General features: G+C 69.0%; 13 protein-coding genes, 1 rRNA gene and 1 pseudogene. 12 read left to right on the plus strand and 3 right to left on the minus strand.

All coding sequences use genetic code 11. From position 1 onward, the window contains the following. Positions 1 to 33 precede the first annotated feature (33 nt). Positions 34 to 891 carry a hypothetical protein gene (locus tag OHT57_RS28680; RefSeq protein WP_443053495.1) on the minus strand — a complete coding sequence of 286 codons (858 nt, stop codon included), beginning with the start codon at positions 889 to 891 and terminating at the stop codon, positions 34 to 36. Positions 892 to 962: 71 nt separating this feature from the next. On the opposite strand from OHT57_RS28680, the gene OHT57_RS28685 reads away from it, so the two are divergent. The 4 genes from OHT57_RS28685 to ilvD all read left to right on the plus strand — a co-directional run bounded on the left by OHT57_RS28685 (position 963) and on the right by ilvD (position 5,653). Continuing rightward, positions 963 to 1,913, plus strand: coding sequence for a Ppx/GppA phosphatase family protein (locus OHT57_RS28685; protein WP_328749423.1), 951 nt, complete (start codon positions 963 to 965; stop codon positions 1,911 to 1,913). 140 nt (positions 1,914 to 2,053) lie between these two features. After that, the gene (locus tag OHT57_RS28690; RefSeq protein WP_328749424.1) at positions 2,054 to 2,878 is read left to right on the plus strand and encodes a sugar phosphate isomerase/epimerase family protein; all 825 of its coding nucleotides are present in this window, start codon (positions 2,054 to 2,056) and stop codon (positions 2,876 to 2,878) included. Positions 2,879 to 2,982: 104 nt separating this feature from the next. Next, on the plus strand, positions 2,983 to 3,594 hold the full coding sequence (locus OHT57_RS28695; protein ID WP_328753355.1) for a TetR/AcrR family transcriptional regulator: 612 nt from the start codon (positions 2,983 to 2,985) through the stop codon (positions 3,592 to 3,594). A gap of 205 nt (positions 3,595 to 3,799) precedes the next feature. Next, the gene (gene ilvD, locus OHT57_RS28700) at positions 3,800 to 5,653 is read left to right on the plus strand and encodes a dihydroxy-acid dehydratase (RefSeq protein WP_328749425.1); all 1,854 of its coding nucleotides are present in this window, start codon (positions 3,800 to 3,802) and stop codon (positions 5,651 to 5,653) included. 312 nt (positions 5,654 to 5,965) lie between these two features. Here the strand turns inward: ilvD and OHT57_RS28705 are convergent, their stop codons facing one another. Next, positions 5,966 to 8,065 (minus strand): serine/threonine-protein kinase, encoded by a 2,100-nt coding sequence (locus OHT57_RS28705; RefSeq protein ID WP_328749426.1) that lies wholly within the window; start codon positions 8,063 to 8,065, stop codon positions 5,966 to 5,968. A 182-nt stretch (positions 8,066 to 8,247) separates the two neighbouring features. On the opposite strand from OHT57_RS28705, the gene OHT57_RS28710 reads away from it, so the two are divergent. The 7 genes and pseudogenes from OHT57_RS28710 (at position 8,248) to proC (ending at position 12,959) form a co-directional block, all read left to right on the plus strand. Then, positions 8,248 to 8,574, plus strand: a complete 327-nt coding sequence (locus tag OHT57_RS28710; RefSeq protein WP_328749427.1) for an SH3 domain-containing protein — start codon at positions 8,248 to 8,250, stop codon at positions 8,572 to 8,574. A 66-nt stretch (positions 8,575 to 8,640) separates the two neighbouring features. Continuing rightward, positions 8,641 to 8,801 (plus strand): annotated as a pseudogene (locus OHT57_RS28715) (SH3 domain-containing protein); the annotation flags it as partial. A 44-nt stretch (positions 8,802 to 8,845) separates the two neighbouring features. Continuing rightward, a complete protein-coding gene (locus tag OHT57_RS28720; protein ID WP_328749428.1) occupies positions 8,846 to 9,355 on the plus strand; it encodes an EamA/RhaT family transporter in 510 nt (169 codons plus the stop codon). A gap of 86 nt (positions 9,356 to 9,441) precedes the next feature. Next, complete coding sequence (locus tag OHT57_RS28725; protein WP_328749429.1) at positions 9,442 to 10,218, plus strand: class I SAM-dependent methyltransferase; 777 nt, start codon at positions 9,442 to 9,444, stop codon at positions 10,216 to 10,218. Positions 10,219 to 10,429: 211 nt separating this feature from the next. Continuing rightward, complete coding sequence (locus OHT57_RS28730) at positions 10,430 to 11,272, plus strand: ABC transporter ATP-binding protein (RefSeq protein ID WP_328749430.1); 843 nt, start codon at positions 10,430 to 10,432, stop codon at positions 11,270 to 11,272. Then, positions 11,269 to 12,060, plus strand: a complete 792-nt coding sequence (locus OHT57_RS28735; RefSeq protein ID WP_328749431.1) for an ABC transporter permease — start codon at positions 11,269 to 11,271, stop codon at positions 12,058 to 12,060. Before OHT57_RS28730 ends, OHT57_RS28735 begins: the two co-directional genes overlap by 4 nt. An 86-nt stretch (positions 12,061 to 12,146) precedes the next feature. Then, positions 12,147 to 12,959, plus strand: coding sequence for a pyrroline-5-carboxylate reductase (proC, locus tag OHT57_RS28740; RefSeq protein WP_328749432.1), 813 nt, complete (start codon positions 12,147 to 12,149; stop codon positions 12,957 to 12,959). A 113-nt stretch (positions 12,960 to 13,072) separates the two neighbouring features. On the opposite strand, the gene trpS is transcribed toward proC, so the two are convergent. Further along, positions 13,073 to 14,137 carry a tryptophan--tRNA ligase gene (gene trpS / locus OHT57_RS28745; RefSeq protein WP_328749433.1) on the minus strand — a complete coding sequence of 355 codons (1,065 nt, stop codon included), beginning with the start codon at positions 14,135 to 14,137 and terminating at the stop codon, positions 13,073 to 13,075. A gap of 840 nt (positions 14,138 to 14,977) precedes the next feature. Here trpS and OHT57_RS28750 point away from each other — a divergent pair. Further along, positions 14,978 to 16,505: ribosomal RNA gene (locus OHT57_RS28750) — 16S ribosomal RNA — on the plus strand. The last annotated feature ends 191 nt before the right edge of the window (positions 16,506 to 16,696 follow it).

Here is a 16,696-nt window from a genome sequence, read left to right on the forward strand (position 1 = left end):
GGGCCCTCCGGCGCGCAGTGCTCGCCGCAGTGCTCAGCCGGTCGGATCCGCCGGATGCGGTGCCAGCAGGGGCAGCTGGGAGGCCAGCCGCTCCTCGCACAGCTCGACGAGACGGTCGTAGCCCGCCTTGCCCATCAGCTCGATCAGCTCGGGCCGGTAGGACACGTAGACCGGGTCGCCCGCGCCGTGCGCCGAGGTCGCCGACGTGCACCACCAGTGCAGGTCGTGGCCGCCCGGACCCCAGCCGCGCCGGTCGTACTCGCCGATCGAGACCTGGAGCACGCGCGTGTCGTCGGGCCGGTCGATCCAGTCGTACGTCCGCCGCACCGGAAGCTGCCAGCAGACGTCCGGCTTGGTCTCCAGCGGCTCGCGGCCCTCCTTCACGGCCAGGATGTGCAGCGAGCAGCCCGCTCCGCCCGCGAACCCGGGCCGGTTCTGGAAGATGCAGGAGCCCTGGAAGGGCCGGGTCTGCCGGTCGCCGTCCTCGTCCTCCGAGACCCAGCCGCCCGCCGTGCCCTCGGCATGGTGCTGCCACACGTCCGGAGTGAGCCGCGCCACATGCTCGGCGACCCGCTTCTCGTCATCCTCGTCGGAGAAGTGGGCACCCAGCGTGCAGCACCCGTCGTCCGCCCGGCCCGCCTGGATGCCCTGGCAGCCGCTGCCGAAGATGCAGTTCCAACGGGAGGTCAGCCATGTCAGATCGCATCGGAAGACCTGCTCGTCGTCCCCGGGATCCGGGAACTCCACCCACGCGCGCGCGAAGTCGAGTCCCTTCTCGTCGGCCTCCAGAACTTTCCTGGCCTTCCGCGACTGCTTCGGCGGCTTCACCTGGGAAGAACCGGCGCCAGTTGTGGCCGCTTTGTCGTCCTTCGCCTTTTTCGTCTTTGGCACGCGTCCAGGGTAAGTCGCCCGAGGCCCCTCCGGAGACAGCCGAACGCCCGGCTGGCAGTAGCGTTCCCTATATGAGACTCGGTGTCCTCGACGTGGGATCGAACACAGTGCATCTGCTGGTGGTGGACGCACACCGTGGCGCGCGCCCGCTGTCCGCGCACTCGCACAAGGCGGAGCTGCGCCTCGCCCAACTCCTCGACGAGGACGGAGCGATCGGTCCCGAAGGGGTCGAGAAGCTGGTCTCCGTCATCCAGGAGGCGCGTCAGGCCGCCGAGGACAAGGGCGTCGAGGACCTGCTCCCGTTCGCCACCTCCGCCGTCCGCGAGGCCAGCAACGCCGATGACGTCCTCGCGCGCGTGAAGGCCGAGACCGGCGTCGAGCTCAAGGTCCTCACCGGCGCGGAGGAGGCCCGGCTGACCTTCCTCGCCGCCCGCCGCTGGTTCGGCTGGTCGGTGGGCAAGCTCCTCGTCCTCGACATCGGCGGCGGCTCCCTGGAGATCGCCTTCGGCATCGACGAGGAACCGGACGCGGCGGTGTCCCTGCCGCTCGGCGCGGGCCGCCTCACCGCGGGCTGGCTCCCCGGCGATCCCCCGGACCCGGACGCCGTCAGGGCCCTGCGACGGCACGTAAGGGCCCAGATCGCCCGCACGGTCGGCGAGTTCAGGCGCTTCGGTGCCCCGGACCACGTGGTCGCCACGTCGAAGACCTTCAAGCAGCTCGCCCGCCTCGCAGGCGCGGCCCGCTCCACGGAGGGCCTCTACGTCCAACGCGAACTCAAGCGCGAGTCCCTGGAGGCCTGGGTTCCGAGGCTGGCCGGTATGACGACGGAACAGCGGACCGAGTTGCCGGGGGTCTCCGAGGGCAGGGCCAACCAGCTCCTGGCGGGCGCCCTGGTGGCCGAGGGCGCGATGGACCTGTTCGGCGTGGAAACGGTCGACGTCTGCCCGTGGGCGCTCAGAGAGGGCGTCATCCTGCGGAGACTTGACCACATGGGTTCGGCGCAGAGCCTGCAGAGCCTGTAGCGGCGCGGGGCTGTGACACCTGCGGCTCCATCGCGCGGGCGCGTACGCCCGCGACGCGCTCCCGCCCGCCCAGTGGCGAACACCACAACGGCCAATGGGCACCCCGTACCCACCCGACCGAACCCCTTAGGCTGACCGTCGTGGCAGAACCAGTCGTACGGATCCCGGACGCGAAGGTCGCCCTCTCGACGGCCTCCGTCTACCCGGAGTCGACGGCGACGGCCTTCGAGATCGCCGCACGCCTCGGCTACGACGGCGTCGAGGTCATGGTGTGGACCGACCCCGTCAGCCAGGACATCGAAGCCCTGCGCCGCCTCTCCGACTATCACGGCATCCCCATACTCGCCGTGCACGCCCCCTGTCTGCTCATCACGCAGCGGGTGTGGTCGACGGACCCCTGGGTCAAGCTCCAGCGCGCCCGCGCGGCCGCCGAGAAGCTGGGCGCGAGCACGGTCGTCGTACATCCGCCGTTCCGCTGGCAGCGCCAGTACGCCCGTGACTTCGTGAGCGGGATCTGGCGCATGGCGAACGAGACGGACGTACGGTTCGCCGTCGAGAACATGTACCCCTGGCGCTACCGCGACCGCGAAATGCTCGCCTACGCCCCCGACTGGGACGTCACCAAGGACGACTACCGGCACTTCACGATCGACCTCAGCCACGCGGCGACGTCCCGGACCGACGCGCTGGACATGGTCGGCCGGATGGGAGACCGGCTCGGCCATGTGCACCTCGCCGACGGCAACGGTTCCGCGAAGGACGAGCACCTGGTGCCCGGCCGCGGCAGCCAGCCCTGCGCCGAGCTGCTCGAAGGCCTCGCGCTGAGCGGCTTCGACGGCCATGTCGTCATCGAGGTCAACACCCGCCGCGCGATGTCCGGCGCCGAACGTGAGGCCGACCTCGCCGAGGCCCTGGCCTTCGCCCGCCTCCACCTGGCCTCGCCGGTCAAGGTGCCGCGACGATGAGAAACCGCGGGGGTGCCCGGGCCGCCGGCGACCCGGACGGTGCCTCGGCCCTCGGTGCCTCTGACAGCGCTCCGCCCCCCGGTGACCGCACCGGCGAGCCCGCCGTGGCCGACGGCACCGCCCGGAAGCGTGGTCGGCCCCGTCGTACGGAATCGGACGCGGCCGGCACCCGTGACCGCATCCTCGGTGCGGCCCGCGAGGAGTTCTCCGAGCGGGGCTACGAGAAGACGTCCGTGCGCGGCATCGCCAAGGCCGCCGGAGTCGACCCGGCCCTGGTCCACCACTACTTCGGCACCAAGGAGCAGGTCTTCGCGGCGGCCGTGGAGGTCGCCGCCGCGCCCGCGCTCAGCGGACCCGACGCGCTCGCCGACGGTCCTCTCGACGACATGGGGGAGCGCCTGACCCGTTTCGTCTTCGGTATCTGGGAGAACCCGGCGACGCGCATGCCGATCCTGGCGATCGTGCGCTCCGCCGTGAACAACGAGACCGCGGCCACCGTCTTCCGACGGCTCGTCGTCACCCAGCTGCTGCGCCGTGTCGTCGACCGGCTGGACCTGCCGGACGCGGAACTGCGGGCCGAACTGGCGGCCGCGCAGCTCGTGGGGACGGCCATGCTCCGCTACGTGATCAAGATGGAGCCGCTGGCGTCGGCGGACGTCGAGCAGATCATCGCGCGGGTGGCCCCGGTGGTGCAGGGCCATCTGACCGGGCCCTGAGCGCTCCTGACCGGGCCCGGGTCACGAGACCTGGGTCACGTACACCGCGCGGGACGGGGCCCCGATCCCCGAGACGGACATCCCGCATTCCGGACACCCCGTCCCGACCCCTGGATGACGGGCGTAGGCTCGTCAGAAGTCAGAAGTCTCATACGACGGCCGTCCCCGGAGTGTCCGACGGCCGTCTGCGAAGGAGCGAGCGACGATGCCCGAGCTGAGGTCCCGCACAGTCACCCACGGCCGCAACATGGCGGGCGCCCGCGCCCTTATGCGCGCCTCCGGTGTACCCGGTGCGGACATCGGCCGCAAGCCGATCATCGCGGTCGCCAACAGCTTCACGGAGTTCGTGCCCGGCCACACCCACCTCCAGCCCGTCGGCCGGATCGTCAGTGAGGCCATCACAGCGGCCGGAGGCATCCCGCGTGAGTTCAACACGATCGCCGTCGACGACGGCATCGCGATGGGCCACGGCGGCATGCTGTACTCCCTCCCCTCCCGCGACCTGATCGCGGACTCGGTGGAGTACATGGTCGAGGCCCACTGCGCCGACGCCCTGATCTGCATCTCCAACTGCGACAAGATCACCCCGGGCATGCTGAACGCCGCGCTGCGGCTGAACATCCCCACGGTCTTCGTCTCCGGCGGCCCGATGGAGTCCGGCCGCGCGACCCTCGTGGACGGCACGGTCCGTACGCTCGACCTGGTCGACGCGATGTCCGAGGCCGTGAACGAGAAGATCTCGGACGCGGACATGCTCCGTATCGAGGAGAACGCCTGCCCGACCTGCGGCAGCTGTTCCGGCATGTTCACCGCCAACTCGATGAACTGCCTGACCGAGGCCATCGGCCTCTCCCTCCCCGGCAACGGCTCGGTCCTCGCCACGCACACGGCCCGCAAGCAGCTGTACGTCGACGCGGCCGACACGGTCATGGACGTCACCCGGCGCTACTACGAGCAGGACGACGAGACGGTCCTGCCCCGCAACGTCGCCACCCTCGCGGCCTTCGAGAACGCCATGGCGCTGGACATCGCCATGGGCGGCTCCACCAACACGATCCTGCACCTGCTGGCCGCGGCCCAGGAAGCGGAGGTCCCCTTCGGCCTGGAGGAGATCAACGAGGTCTCGCGCCGCGTGCCGTGCCTCGCGAAGGTCGCCCCGAACGTCGCGAAGAACCGCACGTACTACATGGAGGACGTGCACCGCGCGGGCGGCATCCCCGCCCTGCTCGGCGAGCTGCACCGCGCGGGCCTGCTGAACGAGGGCGTCCACTCGGTCCACAGCCCGTCCCTCGCGGACTGGCTCAAGACGTGGGACGTCCGCGGCGGCTCCCCGTCCCCCAAGGCGCTGGAACTGTGGCACGCGGCCCCGGGCTGCGTCCGCTCCGCCGAGGCGTTCTCCCAGTCGGAGCGCTGGGAGGCCCTGGACGAGGACGCCGCCGAGGGCTGCATCCGCAGCGCCGAGCACGCGTACTCCAAGGACGGCGGCCTCGCCGTCCTCAAGGGCAACCTCGCGGTCGACGGCTGTGTCGTGAAGACAGCGGGCGTGGACGAGTCGATCTGGAGGTTCGAGGGCCCGGCGGTCGTCTGCGAGTCGCAGGAGGAGGCCGTGCAGAAAATCCTCACCCAGCAGGTCAAGGAGGGCGACGTCGTCGTCATCCGCTACGAGGGCCCCAAGGGCGGCCCCGGCATGCAGGAGATGCTCTACCCGACCTCGTACCTGAAGGGCCGCGGTCTGGGCAAGGCGTGCGCCCTGATCACCGACGGCCGCTTCTCCGGCGGCACCTCCGGGCTGTCCATCGGCCACGCCTCTCCGGAGGCGGCGGCAGGCGGCACCATCGCCCTCGTCGAGGACGGCGACCGCATCCGCATCGACATCCCGGGGCGGACGATCGAGCTCCTCGTCGACGACGCCGAACTCGCACGCCGCGAGGCCGCCCTGGGCGGCGTGTACGCCCCGAAGAACCGCGAGCGCAAGGTCTCGGCCGCGCTCCGGGCCTACGCGGCGATGGCCACGAGCGCCGACAAGGGCGCGGTGCGGGACGTGTCGAAGCTGGGCTGAGGTTTTCAGCACCGAGACACACGGGGCCGTCCCTTCGGGGGCGGCCCCTTTCTCCTTCGCGGCCCGGCACCTACGGCGTTGTCGGCCGACGGCCTGCGGTATCACCGGGGCGGGGACCTACGGCGTCACCGGCCGACGGCCTGCGGCATCACCGGGGCGGGGACCTACGGCGTTGTCGGCCGACGGCCTGCAGCATCACCGGGGCGGGGACCTGCGGCGTCACCGGCCGACGGCCTGCGGCACCACCGGGGCGAGGGACAACGGCGTTGCCGGACCGGGGGCTTGTGGTTCACCAGCCCGACTGCCCACGGCTCACCACTCCGACGGCCTGCGGCTGTCCGCCGCGAAGACCGTGCCGTCGGGGGCGGTGGCGTAGACGTGGGTGCCGGCGAGGACGGGCTCGGGCAGCGTGGCGATCACGTCGCCCGCGTTCGCGCCGAGCCGTGCCGGCGTCTGCCCGGTGAGCGTCCCCTTGCGTGCGTCCACGGCGAGCAGCCGTCCGTCGGAAGCGGTGACGAAGACGTGACCCCCGTCGGAGACCGGGACGGACCCCCGGCTCACCGAGGTTTCGAGGTGCCACAGCTGCTTGCCCGTGCCGACGTCGACGGCCTCCAGGGCGCCGCCTGTGGCCAGTACGTAGACGACACCTGCGTGCACAGTGGCCTGGGCGCCCTGACGGGGCACGGGCAAGTTCACCTTGCGGGTCGCTCCGGACTCGGGGGTGTAGCGGACCACGGCCCTGGTGTAGTCGTAGACCTGGTCGACGGAGAGGAAGAAGACGGAGCCGTCCTCGGAGCCGATGGGCGTCAGAGCGCCGTCGAGGCGTTTGTCCCACCGCACGTCACCCGTGGTCGCGTCCACGGCGGTGACCCGGGTGCTCGACCCGTCGACGGACGTGCTCGTTGCGTACACCAGCGGGTCTCCGGGAAACGTGAAGAACGACGGCGTTGCGTGGCCCGGTATCTCCTTGCTCCACCTGGTGTCGCCGGACGCGCTGGCCACGCCGGTCACCGTCCCGTCCGTCCCGGTGAGCAGGAGCATGCCGTCGGCCGACCAGACGCCGTCGTACGCCGGCACCTTGCGCTGCCAACGCGGCCGGCCCGAAGCGGGATCGAACGCCTCCAGATGGCTGCCGTAGTCGGCCAACGGCACCACGAGGCCACCGGACAGTGCGGGCGGAACGCTCCAGCGGTTCGTGTCGGCCGAGTGCCGCCACAGCAGCCTGCCGTCGGCCGGGTCGAGGGCGAAGACCTGTCCTGCCTGGACGCAGAAGAGCCTGCCCTTCCCGTACGAGCATCGGGGCGTGCTCTTGCCACCGGCCACCGGCTTCGCCGCCCAGGCGCGGAACTCGGACGCCCTGGCCCGGGACGTACTGGTCTCCGTCGGCGCGGGCTGCTGTGTGTCGCCGAGCAGGTGGACCGAGGCGAACACCCCGCCTGCGACGAGGACCAGCGCCCCGGCGCCGAGCAGCACACTCCTGCGCAGGCGCCTCCTGGGCCGTCGCACCGGCTCGGCGACCTCCCGCGCAGGTGCCGGCACGTCACCCGTGCGCTGTGTCGGTATGAAGGCCTGCGTGTCGTACGAGGCCGCCACCGACCGCAGTTCCCGCATCAACTCGTCCGGAGTCGGCCGGTCCTCGGGCTCCTTCGCGAGGCACCGCACGATGATCGGCGTGAGATTCGCCGGTACGCCGGTCAGGTCCGGCTCGTCGTGCACGACCTGATAGGCGACGACGTAGGGGCTGTCGGAGTCGAACGGCCCCCGCCCCGTGGCCGCGTGCACCATCACGGACCCGAGAGCGAAGATGTCGGCGGCGGGCCCGACCTCCCGGGGCCGCCGGAACTGCTCGGGCGCCATGAACGGCGGAGTGCCGATCAACTTCCCGGTCTCGGTGCGCAGTTCGCTGTCCTTTGGCCGAGAAATGCCGAAGTCGATGACCTTCGGGCCGTCCTCGGCGAGCAGCACATTGCTCGGCTTGAGATCCCGGTGGACCACCCCGACCCGGTGGATGTCCCGCAACGCCTCCGCGAGTCCCGCCATCAGTCGGCGCAACTCGGCAGGAGGCATGGGGCCGTTCCGCTTCACCTCGTCGGAGAGCGTCGGGCCGGGAATGAACAGCGTGGCCATCCAGGGCCGCCCGGCATCGGGGTCGGCATCGACGACGGACGCGGTGAACGCCCCGCTCACCTTCCGGGCCGCGGCCACCTCCTGCCGGAAACGCCCCCTGAACTCGGGGTCCTTGGCGAACTCGGTATGGACGACCTTCACCGCGAGCTTCATCCCCGAGGCGCTGCGCGCGACATGCACGACGCCCATCCCGCCGGACCCGAGGCATGACTCCAGTCGGTAGTGACCGGCGTACTCGGGAAGTTCCGCTTCCGCGCCCGCTCCGGTGTTGCCCTGTGGCGCCATGGAACCACCCCCGTGCTGATCGTCCGCGCGCGCGACGCACGGAGCCTAGTCGATGACGCGTACGAGACAGAGGCGGCTTGCTAGTGTCCGCGTGCGAGTTACGTACATGTGTTTCATGGTGTGATTCAGGGGAATCAACGGGTCCCCATGGCGTTCATGGGGACCAACGGGGGAGGCCTTTCATGTCTGTTGACCACACCGAAGAAGTCGAGGGCGGCAAGAGCGAGACCGTCACGACGGCAGCCGCCGCGACCGCGTCCGTGCACTACTACTCCGTCGCACCCGGCTACCGCCTCAACGTCCGCCGCGGCCCCGGCACGCAGTACGGCATCGTCCGGGTCCTGCCCGAGGGCGCGCAGGTGGCGATCTACTGCCAGTCACCGGGCACCTCGGTGGTGGGCCCGTACGGCACGTCGAACATCTGGGACAACATCGCCAACGGCGAGTTCGTCTCGGACGCGTACGTCCTCACCGGCAGCGACGGCTACGTCGCCTCGCGCTGCGCCTGACCTCGTCACCGATCCTGCTCACCGATCCCGGCGGGGGGATCCACCCAGGACTTCTCTGAGACGCAGATCCAGCTGAACGTCCGCAGCGGCCCCAGCTCCAGCTACACCTCGTGCGGGTCCTGCCCGAGGGCGCGCAGGTGGCGATCTACTGCGATAACGGCGAGTACGTCTCGGACGCCTACGTCCACACCGGCAGCGACGGCTGCATCGCCGCACGCTGCTCCTGATCCCCGAAGGGAGCCCGCTCCCGTCCCGGAGCCATAATCGTCCCGTGAGCGACGAATCCGGCACCCAGGACATCCCCGCGGGCTCCCCGACGGGCGGCCCCCGCCCCGAACCGATCCGTTTCTTTGGCACGACCTGGGCGAACCACGACAACGGCTACGCCCTCCGCCGCGTCGGCGCGGCCGCGGGCTCCCTCGCCGCGGCCTTCGCCTCCTGCCTGATCCTCCGCTTCGCCTACGAGGGCCTCCAGATCGCCGACACCGGCAGCTTCGTGACCGTCCTCGTCATCGCCATGTTCGCGATCTGCAGCGCACTGGCCTTCCGCAACACCTGGGACGGCTTCGGCAAGCACCCCGACCCCGACCGCCAGGCCTCGCTGCGCGGCCTGCTCGCCATCGGCTTCGTCGGCTCCCTGCTTGCCTACTTCTTCCGTTCCCTCACCGAGGCGCCCGGCGAAAAACTCCATCGCGAGGAGTACGAGGCGGCACTGAAACTGCACGCGAAGCGCAGTACGCGCCGCACCGGCGACCCCTCGAAGAGGAAGCGCAGCCGCTGAACGTGCCGGGACCCGCGCTGTCCCTCGCCCCGGTTTCTCACCGAAAACTCAGCGCACTCCACACCCACCCCGGCCACCATGGCCCCATGACGGCTTCCTTCCACACCACCCGCGCCCACTCCTTCAACGCCGCCGCAGCCCAGTACGCAGCCAGCCGCCCCTCCTACCCGCCGGCCCTCTTCGACGCCATCGAGGAACTCGCTGGCCGCCCCCTCGCCGGGGCCCGCGCCGCGGACATCGGCGCCGGTACGGGCATCGCGACCGCACTGCTGCACGGCCGGGGCGCCCAGGTGGTCGCCGTCGAGCCCGGGGACGGTATGGCCGAACAGTTCCGCCTCGCCCACCCGGACATCCCGATCGTCAGGGGCGACGGCAACGACCTCCCCCTCCTCGCGGACTCCGTCGACTTCCTGACCTACGCCCAGTCCTGGCACTGGACCGACCCCACTCGCGCGGTCCCGGAAGCCCTCCGCGTCCTGCGCCCCGGCGGCGCGCTCGCCCTGTGGTGGAACACCCACACCCTCGACGTGCCGTGGGTCACCGCTCAACTGGACCGCATCATCGAGCACTTCAAGGCCTACGGTGCCGGTCCGGCCGTACCGGTGAACGGCAGCGGCACCCGGTCCGCCCAGGCCGATCCCACCGGTGGCCTGGACTTCGCGGAGCGCACGGTCCGCTGGAGCCGCCACGTCCCCGTCGACACTCACCTCGCCAACATCGGCAGCCACTCGCTGTTCCTGGTCGCGGGCGAGGAACAGGCGGGCGCCTTCCTCGCCGAGGAGCGCCGCATCCTGCTGGAGCTCTTCCCGGACGGAACCGTCGAGGAGACCTACGACGTAGAGCTGCTGGTCACCACCGCCTGACCCACCCGACTCCAGCCCCACTGTCACAACGACGGCCACCGCCGCACCATCCGCATGCCCTCACGGCAGAGCGACGGCGAAGCCCACACACCTCGGCCCACCGCGCCTCCGGCACCCACCGCGCCCCCTGCACCTATCGCGCCACCGTGCGCCTGCGCCGCCGAACGCAACCCGCTTGACGGCTCCGACCCGCAGGAGCAATATTCATCGAATGATGAATAAAACCTCGCGGCCACCCGACGACAGCTACGACAGCTACGACGGCGACGACAGCACGGATGAACCACCGGCCACCCCCGCCGTCCACGCCGACGGCCTCACCGTCGTCCGAGGCCCCCGCACCGTCCTGCAGAGCCTCGCCTTCGACGTCCCCCGAGGCCAGATCACCGGACTCCTCGGCCCCTCGGGATGCGGCAAGTCCACGCTGATGCGCTCGATCGTCGGCACCCAGGCGAAGGTCACCGGCACTCTCGACGTCCTGGGCCACCCCGCGGGACACCCCTCACTCCGCACCCGCATCGGCTACGTCACCCAGGCACCGTCCGTCTACGACGACCTGACCGTCCGCCAGAACCTCGCCTACTTCGCCGCGATCCTCGCCCCCGGCCGCGCGGCAGCCGACCGCCGCCACTCCGACGTCACCCGGGCCATCACCGACGTCGACCTCACCACCCACGCCGACTCCCTCGCCGGCAACCTCTCCGGCGGCCAGCGCAGCCGCGTCTCCCTCGCCGTAGCCCTCCTCGGCACCCCCGAACTCCTCGTCCTCGACGAACCCACCGTCGGCCTCGACCCGGTCCTGCGCCGCGACCTCTGGAACCTGTTCCACGACATCGCGGCCCGCCACGGCGCCACCCTGCTCATCTCCTCCCACGTCATGGACGAGGCCGAGCGCTGCCACCGCCTCCTGCTGATGCGCCAGGGCGAGATCCTCGCCGACGACACCCCCGAGGCCCTCCGCACCCACACGAACTCCGCCACCGTCGAGGAGGCCTTCCTCCACCTCGTCGACCAGGCCGCCGAGGCAAGCCGCACCAAGGAGCCCACGCGATGACCACGACGACCCCGACCCCGATCAGGCCCGCGTCCGCCCCCACCGGCGCCCTCAGCCTCTCCCGCACCACCGCCACCGCAGCCCGGGCCCTGCGCCAGCTCCGCTACGACCCACGCACCATCGCGATGCTGATCCTGATCCCCTGCGTGATGCTGCTCCTGCTGCGCTACGTCTTCGACGGCAGCCCGCGCACCTTCGACAGCATCGGCGCCTCCCTCCTCGGGATCTTCCCGCTCATCACGATGTTCCTGGTCACCTCCATCGCCACCCTGCGCGAACGCACCTCCGGCACCCTCGAACGGCTCCTCGCCATGCCGCTGGGCAAAGGCGACCTCATCGCCGGCTACGCCCTCGCCTTCGGCACCCTCGCGATCATCCAGTCCGCCCTCGCGACCGGCCTCGCCGTCTGGTTCCTCGGCCTCGACGTCACCGGCAGCCCCTGGCTCCTGCTGCTCGTGGCCCTCCTCGACGCGCTGCTCGGCACCGCCCTCGGCCTGTTCGTCTCGGCCTTCGCGGCCTCCGAGTTCCAGGCCGTCCAGTTCATGCCGGCCGTGATCTTCCCCCAACTCCTCCTCTGCGGCCTCTTCACGCCCCGCGACAACATGCACCCCGCCCTGGAAGCCATCTCCGACGTCCTCCCCATGTCCTACGCCGTCGACGGCATGAACGAGGTCCTCCAGCACACGAACATGACAGCGACCTTCGTACGAGACGCACTGATCGTGGCGGGCTGCGCCTTGCTGGTCCTGTTCCTGGGAGCGGCAACACTCAGGCGAAGGACGGCGTAGGGGGCTGGTCGAGGGTGCGCTTCACCCACGTCCCGCCCACCGGACACCGACCCTGCACCCGTCCGACCGGTGCCAGACTGAACCGCATGAGCCAGAAAGTCGCAGTCCTCGGCACCGGCAAGATCGGCGAAGCCCTGCTCAGCGGAATGATCCGCGCCGGCTGGGCCCCGGCCGACCTCCTGGTCACCGCCCGCCGCCCCGAGCGAGCCGAGGAACTCCGCACCCGCTACGGAGTCGCCCCGGTCACCAACCCGGAAGCCGCCAAGACCGCCGACACCCTGATCCTCACGGTCAAGCCGCAGGACATGGGCACCCTCCTCGACGAACTCGCCCCGCACGTCCCCGCCGACCGCCTGATCATCAGCGGCGCCGCCGGTATCCCCACCTCCTTCTTCGAGGGGCGCCTCGCCACCGGCACCCCGGTCGTCCGTGTCATGACCAACACCCCCGCCCTGGTCGACGAGGCCATGTCCGTGATCTCCGCCGGCACCCACGCCACCGGTGACCACCTCGCGCACACCGAGGAGATCTTCGGCGCCGTCGGCAAGACGCTCCGCGTCCCGGAGTCCCAGCAGGACGCCTGCACCGCCCTCTCCGGCTCCGGACCGGCATACTTCTTCTACCTGGTCGAAGCCATGACGGACGCCGGCATCCTGCTCGGCCTGCCCCGCGACAAGGCCCACGACCTGATCGTCCAGTCCGCGATCGGCGCCGCGACGATGCTCCGCGACAGCGGCGAACACCCGGTGAAACTCCGCGAGAACGTCACGTCCCCCGCGGGCACCACCATCAGCGCCATCCGCGAACTCGAGAACCACGGCGTACGAGCCGCCCTCATCGCCGCCCTCGAAGCCGCCCGCGACCGCAGCCGCCAACTGGCCTCCGGCACCAAGGACTGACCCCATGGGCGCGGCAACCACACCGCGCCCACCCCGCCCGCCGCACAGGCGTCGGCAGCGAGGTCACGATGCGGCCAGCACTTCGCATCGCGCCCCACCACCACCCCACGGGCCTACCGGGCAGCGTTCAGCACGCCCCCGCTGCCGCCGACCGCTCCGGTATCGGCACCCTCCGCGCCAGAGGCCGCCGGCAGCAGCCCGATCGCGCGATAAGCGGCATCCACGGTCGGCCGCGCCATCGCCCGCGCCCTTTCCGCGCCATCCCGCAGCACCCCCTCCACATAGCCAGGATCCGCGCACAACTCCCTGTGCCTGTCCTGCACGGGCCTCAAGACCTCGACCACGGCCTCGGCGGTGTCCTTCTTCAAGGCGCCGTACGTTTCATATACACCGCTCAGCTCCGATGGGTTCCCACCCGTGCAGGACGCGAGGATCTCCAGCAGGTTCGCCAGACCGGGCCGGGCCTCCCGGTCGTACACGACCTCGCGCCCGCTGTCGGTCACGGCCCGCATGATCTTCTTCCGCACGGCGTCCGGCTCGTCGAGCAGATAGACGATCCCCGGCCCGGAGTCGTCGGACTTCCCCATCTTCGAGGTCGGCTCCTGCAGATTCATGACCCGCGCGCCCACTGTCGGCACGGTGGCCCGTGGCACGACGAACGTGTAGCCGTACCGCTGGTTGAACCGCACCGCCAGATCCCGCGTCAGCTCCACATGCTGAGCCTGGTCGTCCCCGACCGGCACCTCGTCGGCCCCGTACGCCAGGATGTCCGCCGCCATCAGCACGGGATAGGTGAGCAGCGACAGCCGCACACTCCCGCCCCGTGCCCGCTCCCGAGCGGCCTTCTCCCTGTACTGGATCATCCGCCGCATCTCGCCGTCCGTGGCCACGCACTCCAGCACGTACGACAACCGCGCGTGCTCGTCCACATGACTCTGTACGAACACGGTGCACAGCTCGGGATCCAGTCCCGCCGCGAGCAGCAGCGTCGCCGCCTGCCGACTCAGCCGGCGCACCCGAGCCGGATCATGGTCGACGGTCAGGGCGTGCAGGTCGACGATGCAGAACAACGACTCCGCCCGGCGCTGATCGACCGCGACCCACTGCTGCATCGCTCCCAGGTAGTTCCCCAGGGTCAGATGCCCCGTCGGCTTGACCCCGCTGAAGACCCGCGTCATCTCTCCACCTCTTGGTCGAGACCGCCGCCCCGGCCGGCCGACCCTCAGGAGTACTGGAGGGAGATACAAGAACGGCCGCCGAGGCGGCGGCCGTTGAGTACATACGTGACTCCGGCCGCCGTCAGGCGGCCCACCACTGCTGGGTGCACGTACGCGTTGTCATACAGGCCAGCCTACGCCCGCAGGGGCCCGTCCGGACCTGAGTTGACACCCCCTAGCCCGGTACGTAGTGTTCTCCGAGTTGTCCGACGTGAGCGCCGACCCCGGTCGGTCCCCGGACAGCCATTCCGCAAGACCAGCCAACAAACGACGACAGTCGCTCTGTCTGCCGTCGCCGCATTGGCGTGTGTATTCGCGAAATGAGGAATCCGCGTTCGAAAGGACGACGGTCCCCGATTAGCTCGGGAGCCGGGAATCCGCTAAAGTCTCACTCGTCGGAACGGCCCAACAGCCGGGAAGGCAAGCCCCCTCTGACTGGGAGTCAGGCCCGAAAGGATCTGATAGAGTCGGAACCGCCGGAAAGGGAAACGCGGAAGCGGGAACCTGGAAAGCGCCGAGGAAATCGGATCGGGAAACGGTCTGGTAGAGTCGGGAACGCAAGACCGAAGGGAAGCGCCCGGAGGAAAGCCTGAGAGGGTGAGTACAAAGGAAGCGTCCGTTCCTTGAGAACTCAACAGCGTGCCAAAAATCAACGCCAGATATGTTGATACCCCATCTCCGGCCTTCATGGTCGTAGATGAGGTTCCTTTGAAGAATACACAGCGAGGACGCTGTGAGTGACCGCCTTATTCCGGTGGTTGCTCCGCTCTCGTGATGTGTGCACCCGATTACGGGTAAACATTCACGGAGAGTTTGATCCTGGCTCAGGACGAACGCTGGCGGCGTGCTTAACACATGCAAGTCGAACGATGAACCACTTCGGTGGGGATTAGTGGCGAACGGGTGAGTAACACGTGGGCAATCTGCCCTTCACTCTGGGACAAGCCCTGGAAACGGGGTCTAATACCGGATATCACTGCTACGGGCATCTGTGGTGGTTGAAAGCTCCGGCGGTGAAGGATGAGCCCGCGGCCTATCAGCTTGTTGGTGAGGTAATGGCTCACCAAGGCGACGACGGGTAGCCGGCCTGAGAGGGCGACCGGCCACACTGGGACTGAGACACGGCCCAGACTCCTACGGGAGGCAGCAGTGGGGAATATTGCACAATGGGCGAAAGCCTGATGCAGCGACGCCGCGTGAGGGATGACGGCCTTCGGGTTGTAAACCTCTTTCAGCAGGGAAGAAGCGAAAGTGACGGTACCTGCAGAAGAAGCGCCGGCTAACTACGTGCCAGCAGCCGCGGTAATACGTAGGGCGCAAGCGTTGTCCGGAATTATTGGGCGTAAAGAGCTCGTAGGCGGCTTGTCACGTCGGGTGTGAAAGCCCGGGGCTTAACCCCGGGTCTGCATTCGATACGGGCAGGCTAGAGTGTGGTAGGGGAGATCGGAATTCCTGGTGTAGCGGTGAAATGCGCAGATATCAGGAGGAACACCGGTGGCGAAGGCGGATCTCTGGGCCATTACTGACGCTGAGGAGCGAAAGCGTGGGGAGCGAACAGGATTAGATACCCTGGTAGTCCACGCCGTAAACGGTGGGAACTAGGTGTTGGCGACATTCCACGTCGTCGGTGCCGCAGCTAACGCATTAAGTTCCCCGCCTGGGGAGTACGGCCGCAAGGCTAAAACTCAAAGGAATTGACGGGGGCCCGCACAAGCAGCGGAGCATGTGGCTTAATTCGACGCAACGCGAAGAACCTTACCAAGGCTTGACATACGCCGGAAAGCATCAGAGATGGTGCCCCCCTTGTGGTCGGTGTACAGGTGGTGCATGGCTGTCGTCAGCTCGTGTCGTGAGATGTTGGGTTAAGTCCCGCAACGAGCGCAACCCTTGTCCTGTGTTGCCAGCGTGCCCTTCGGGGTGACGGGGACTCACAGGAGACCGCCGGGGTCAACTCGGAGGAAGGTGGGGACGACGTCAAGTCATCATGCCCCTTATGTCTTGGGCTGCACACGTGCTACAATGGCAGGTACAATGAGCTGCGATACCGTGAGGTGGAGCGAATCTCAAAAAGCCTGTCTCAGTTCGGATTGGGGTCTGCAACTCGACCCCATGAAGTCGGAGTTGCTAGTAATCGCAGATCAGCATTGCTGCGGTGAATACGTTCCCGGGCCTTGTACACACCGCCCGTCACGTCACGAAAGTCGGTAACACCCGAAGCCGGTGGCCCAACCCCCTTGTGGGGAGGGAGCTGTCGAAGGTGGGACTGGCGATTGGGACGAAGTCGTAACAAGGTAGCCGTACCGGAAGGTGCGGCTGGATCACCTCCTTTCTAAGGAGCATCTAGGCTGCCGGGCTTGCCCGGTGGTCCAGGGCCATTACGTCGGCATACGTTCGACGGTGGTTGCTCACGGGTGGAACGTTGATTATTCGGCATCGTCAGTCATCTCGGGCTGCAAGTACTGCTCTTCGGAGCGTGGAAAGCTGATCATGAGTGGCGGGGATGCCGGGCACGCTGTTGGG

This window comes from Streptomyces sp. NBC_00285 (assembly GCF_036174265.1).
In the GTDB taxonomy this organism is placed as follows: domain Bacteria; phylum Actinomycetota; class Actinomycetes; order Streptomycetales; family Streptomycetaceae; genus Streptomyces.

Excerpts from the sequence above, each read along its gene's own strand:
- OHT57_RS28730 (WP_328749430.1), top strand. The coding sequence starts at position 10,430 with ATGATGAATAAAACCTCGCGGCCACCCGACGACAGCTACGACAGCTAC.
- OHT57_RS28685 (WP_328749423.1), top strand. The coding sequence starts at position 963 with ATGAGACTCGGTGTCCTCGACGTGGGATCGAACACAGTGCATCTGCTG.
- ilvD (WP_328749425.1), top strand. The coding sequence starts at position 3,800 with ATGCCCGAGCTGAGGTCCCGCACAGTCACCCACGGCCGCAACATGGCG.
- OHT57_RS28735 (WP_328749431.1), top strand. The coding sequence starts at position 11,269 with ATGACCACGACGACCCCGACCCCGATCAGGCCCGCGTCCGCCCCCACC.
- trpS (WP_328749433.1), bottom strand. The coding sequence starts at position 14,137 with ATGACGCGGGTCTTCAGCGGGGTCAAGCCGACGGGGCATCTGACCCTG.
- OHT57_RS28710 (WP_328749427.1), top strand. The coding sequence starts at position 8,248 with ATGTCTGTTGACCACACCGAAGAAGTCGAGGGCGGCAAGAGCGAGACC.
- OHT57_RS28725 (WP_328749429.1), top strand. The coding sequence starts at position 9,442 with ATGACGGCTTCCTTCCACACCACCCGCGCCCACTCCTTCAACGCCGCC.
- OHT57_RS28705 (WP_328749426.1), bottom strand. The coding sequence starts at position 8,065 with ATGGCGCCACAGGGCAACACCGGAGCGGGCGCGGAAGCGGAACTTCCC.
- proC (WP_328749432.1), top strand. The coding sequence starts at position 12,147 with ATGAGCCAGAAAGTCGCAGTCCTCGGCACCGGCAAGATCGGCGAAGCC.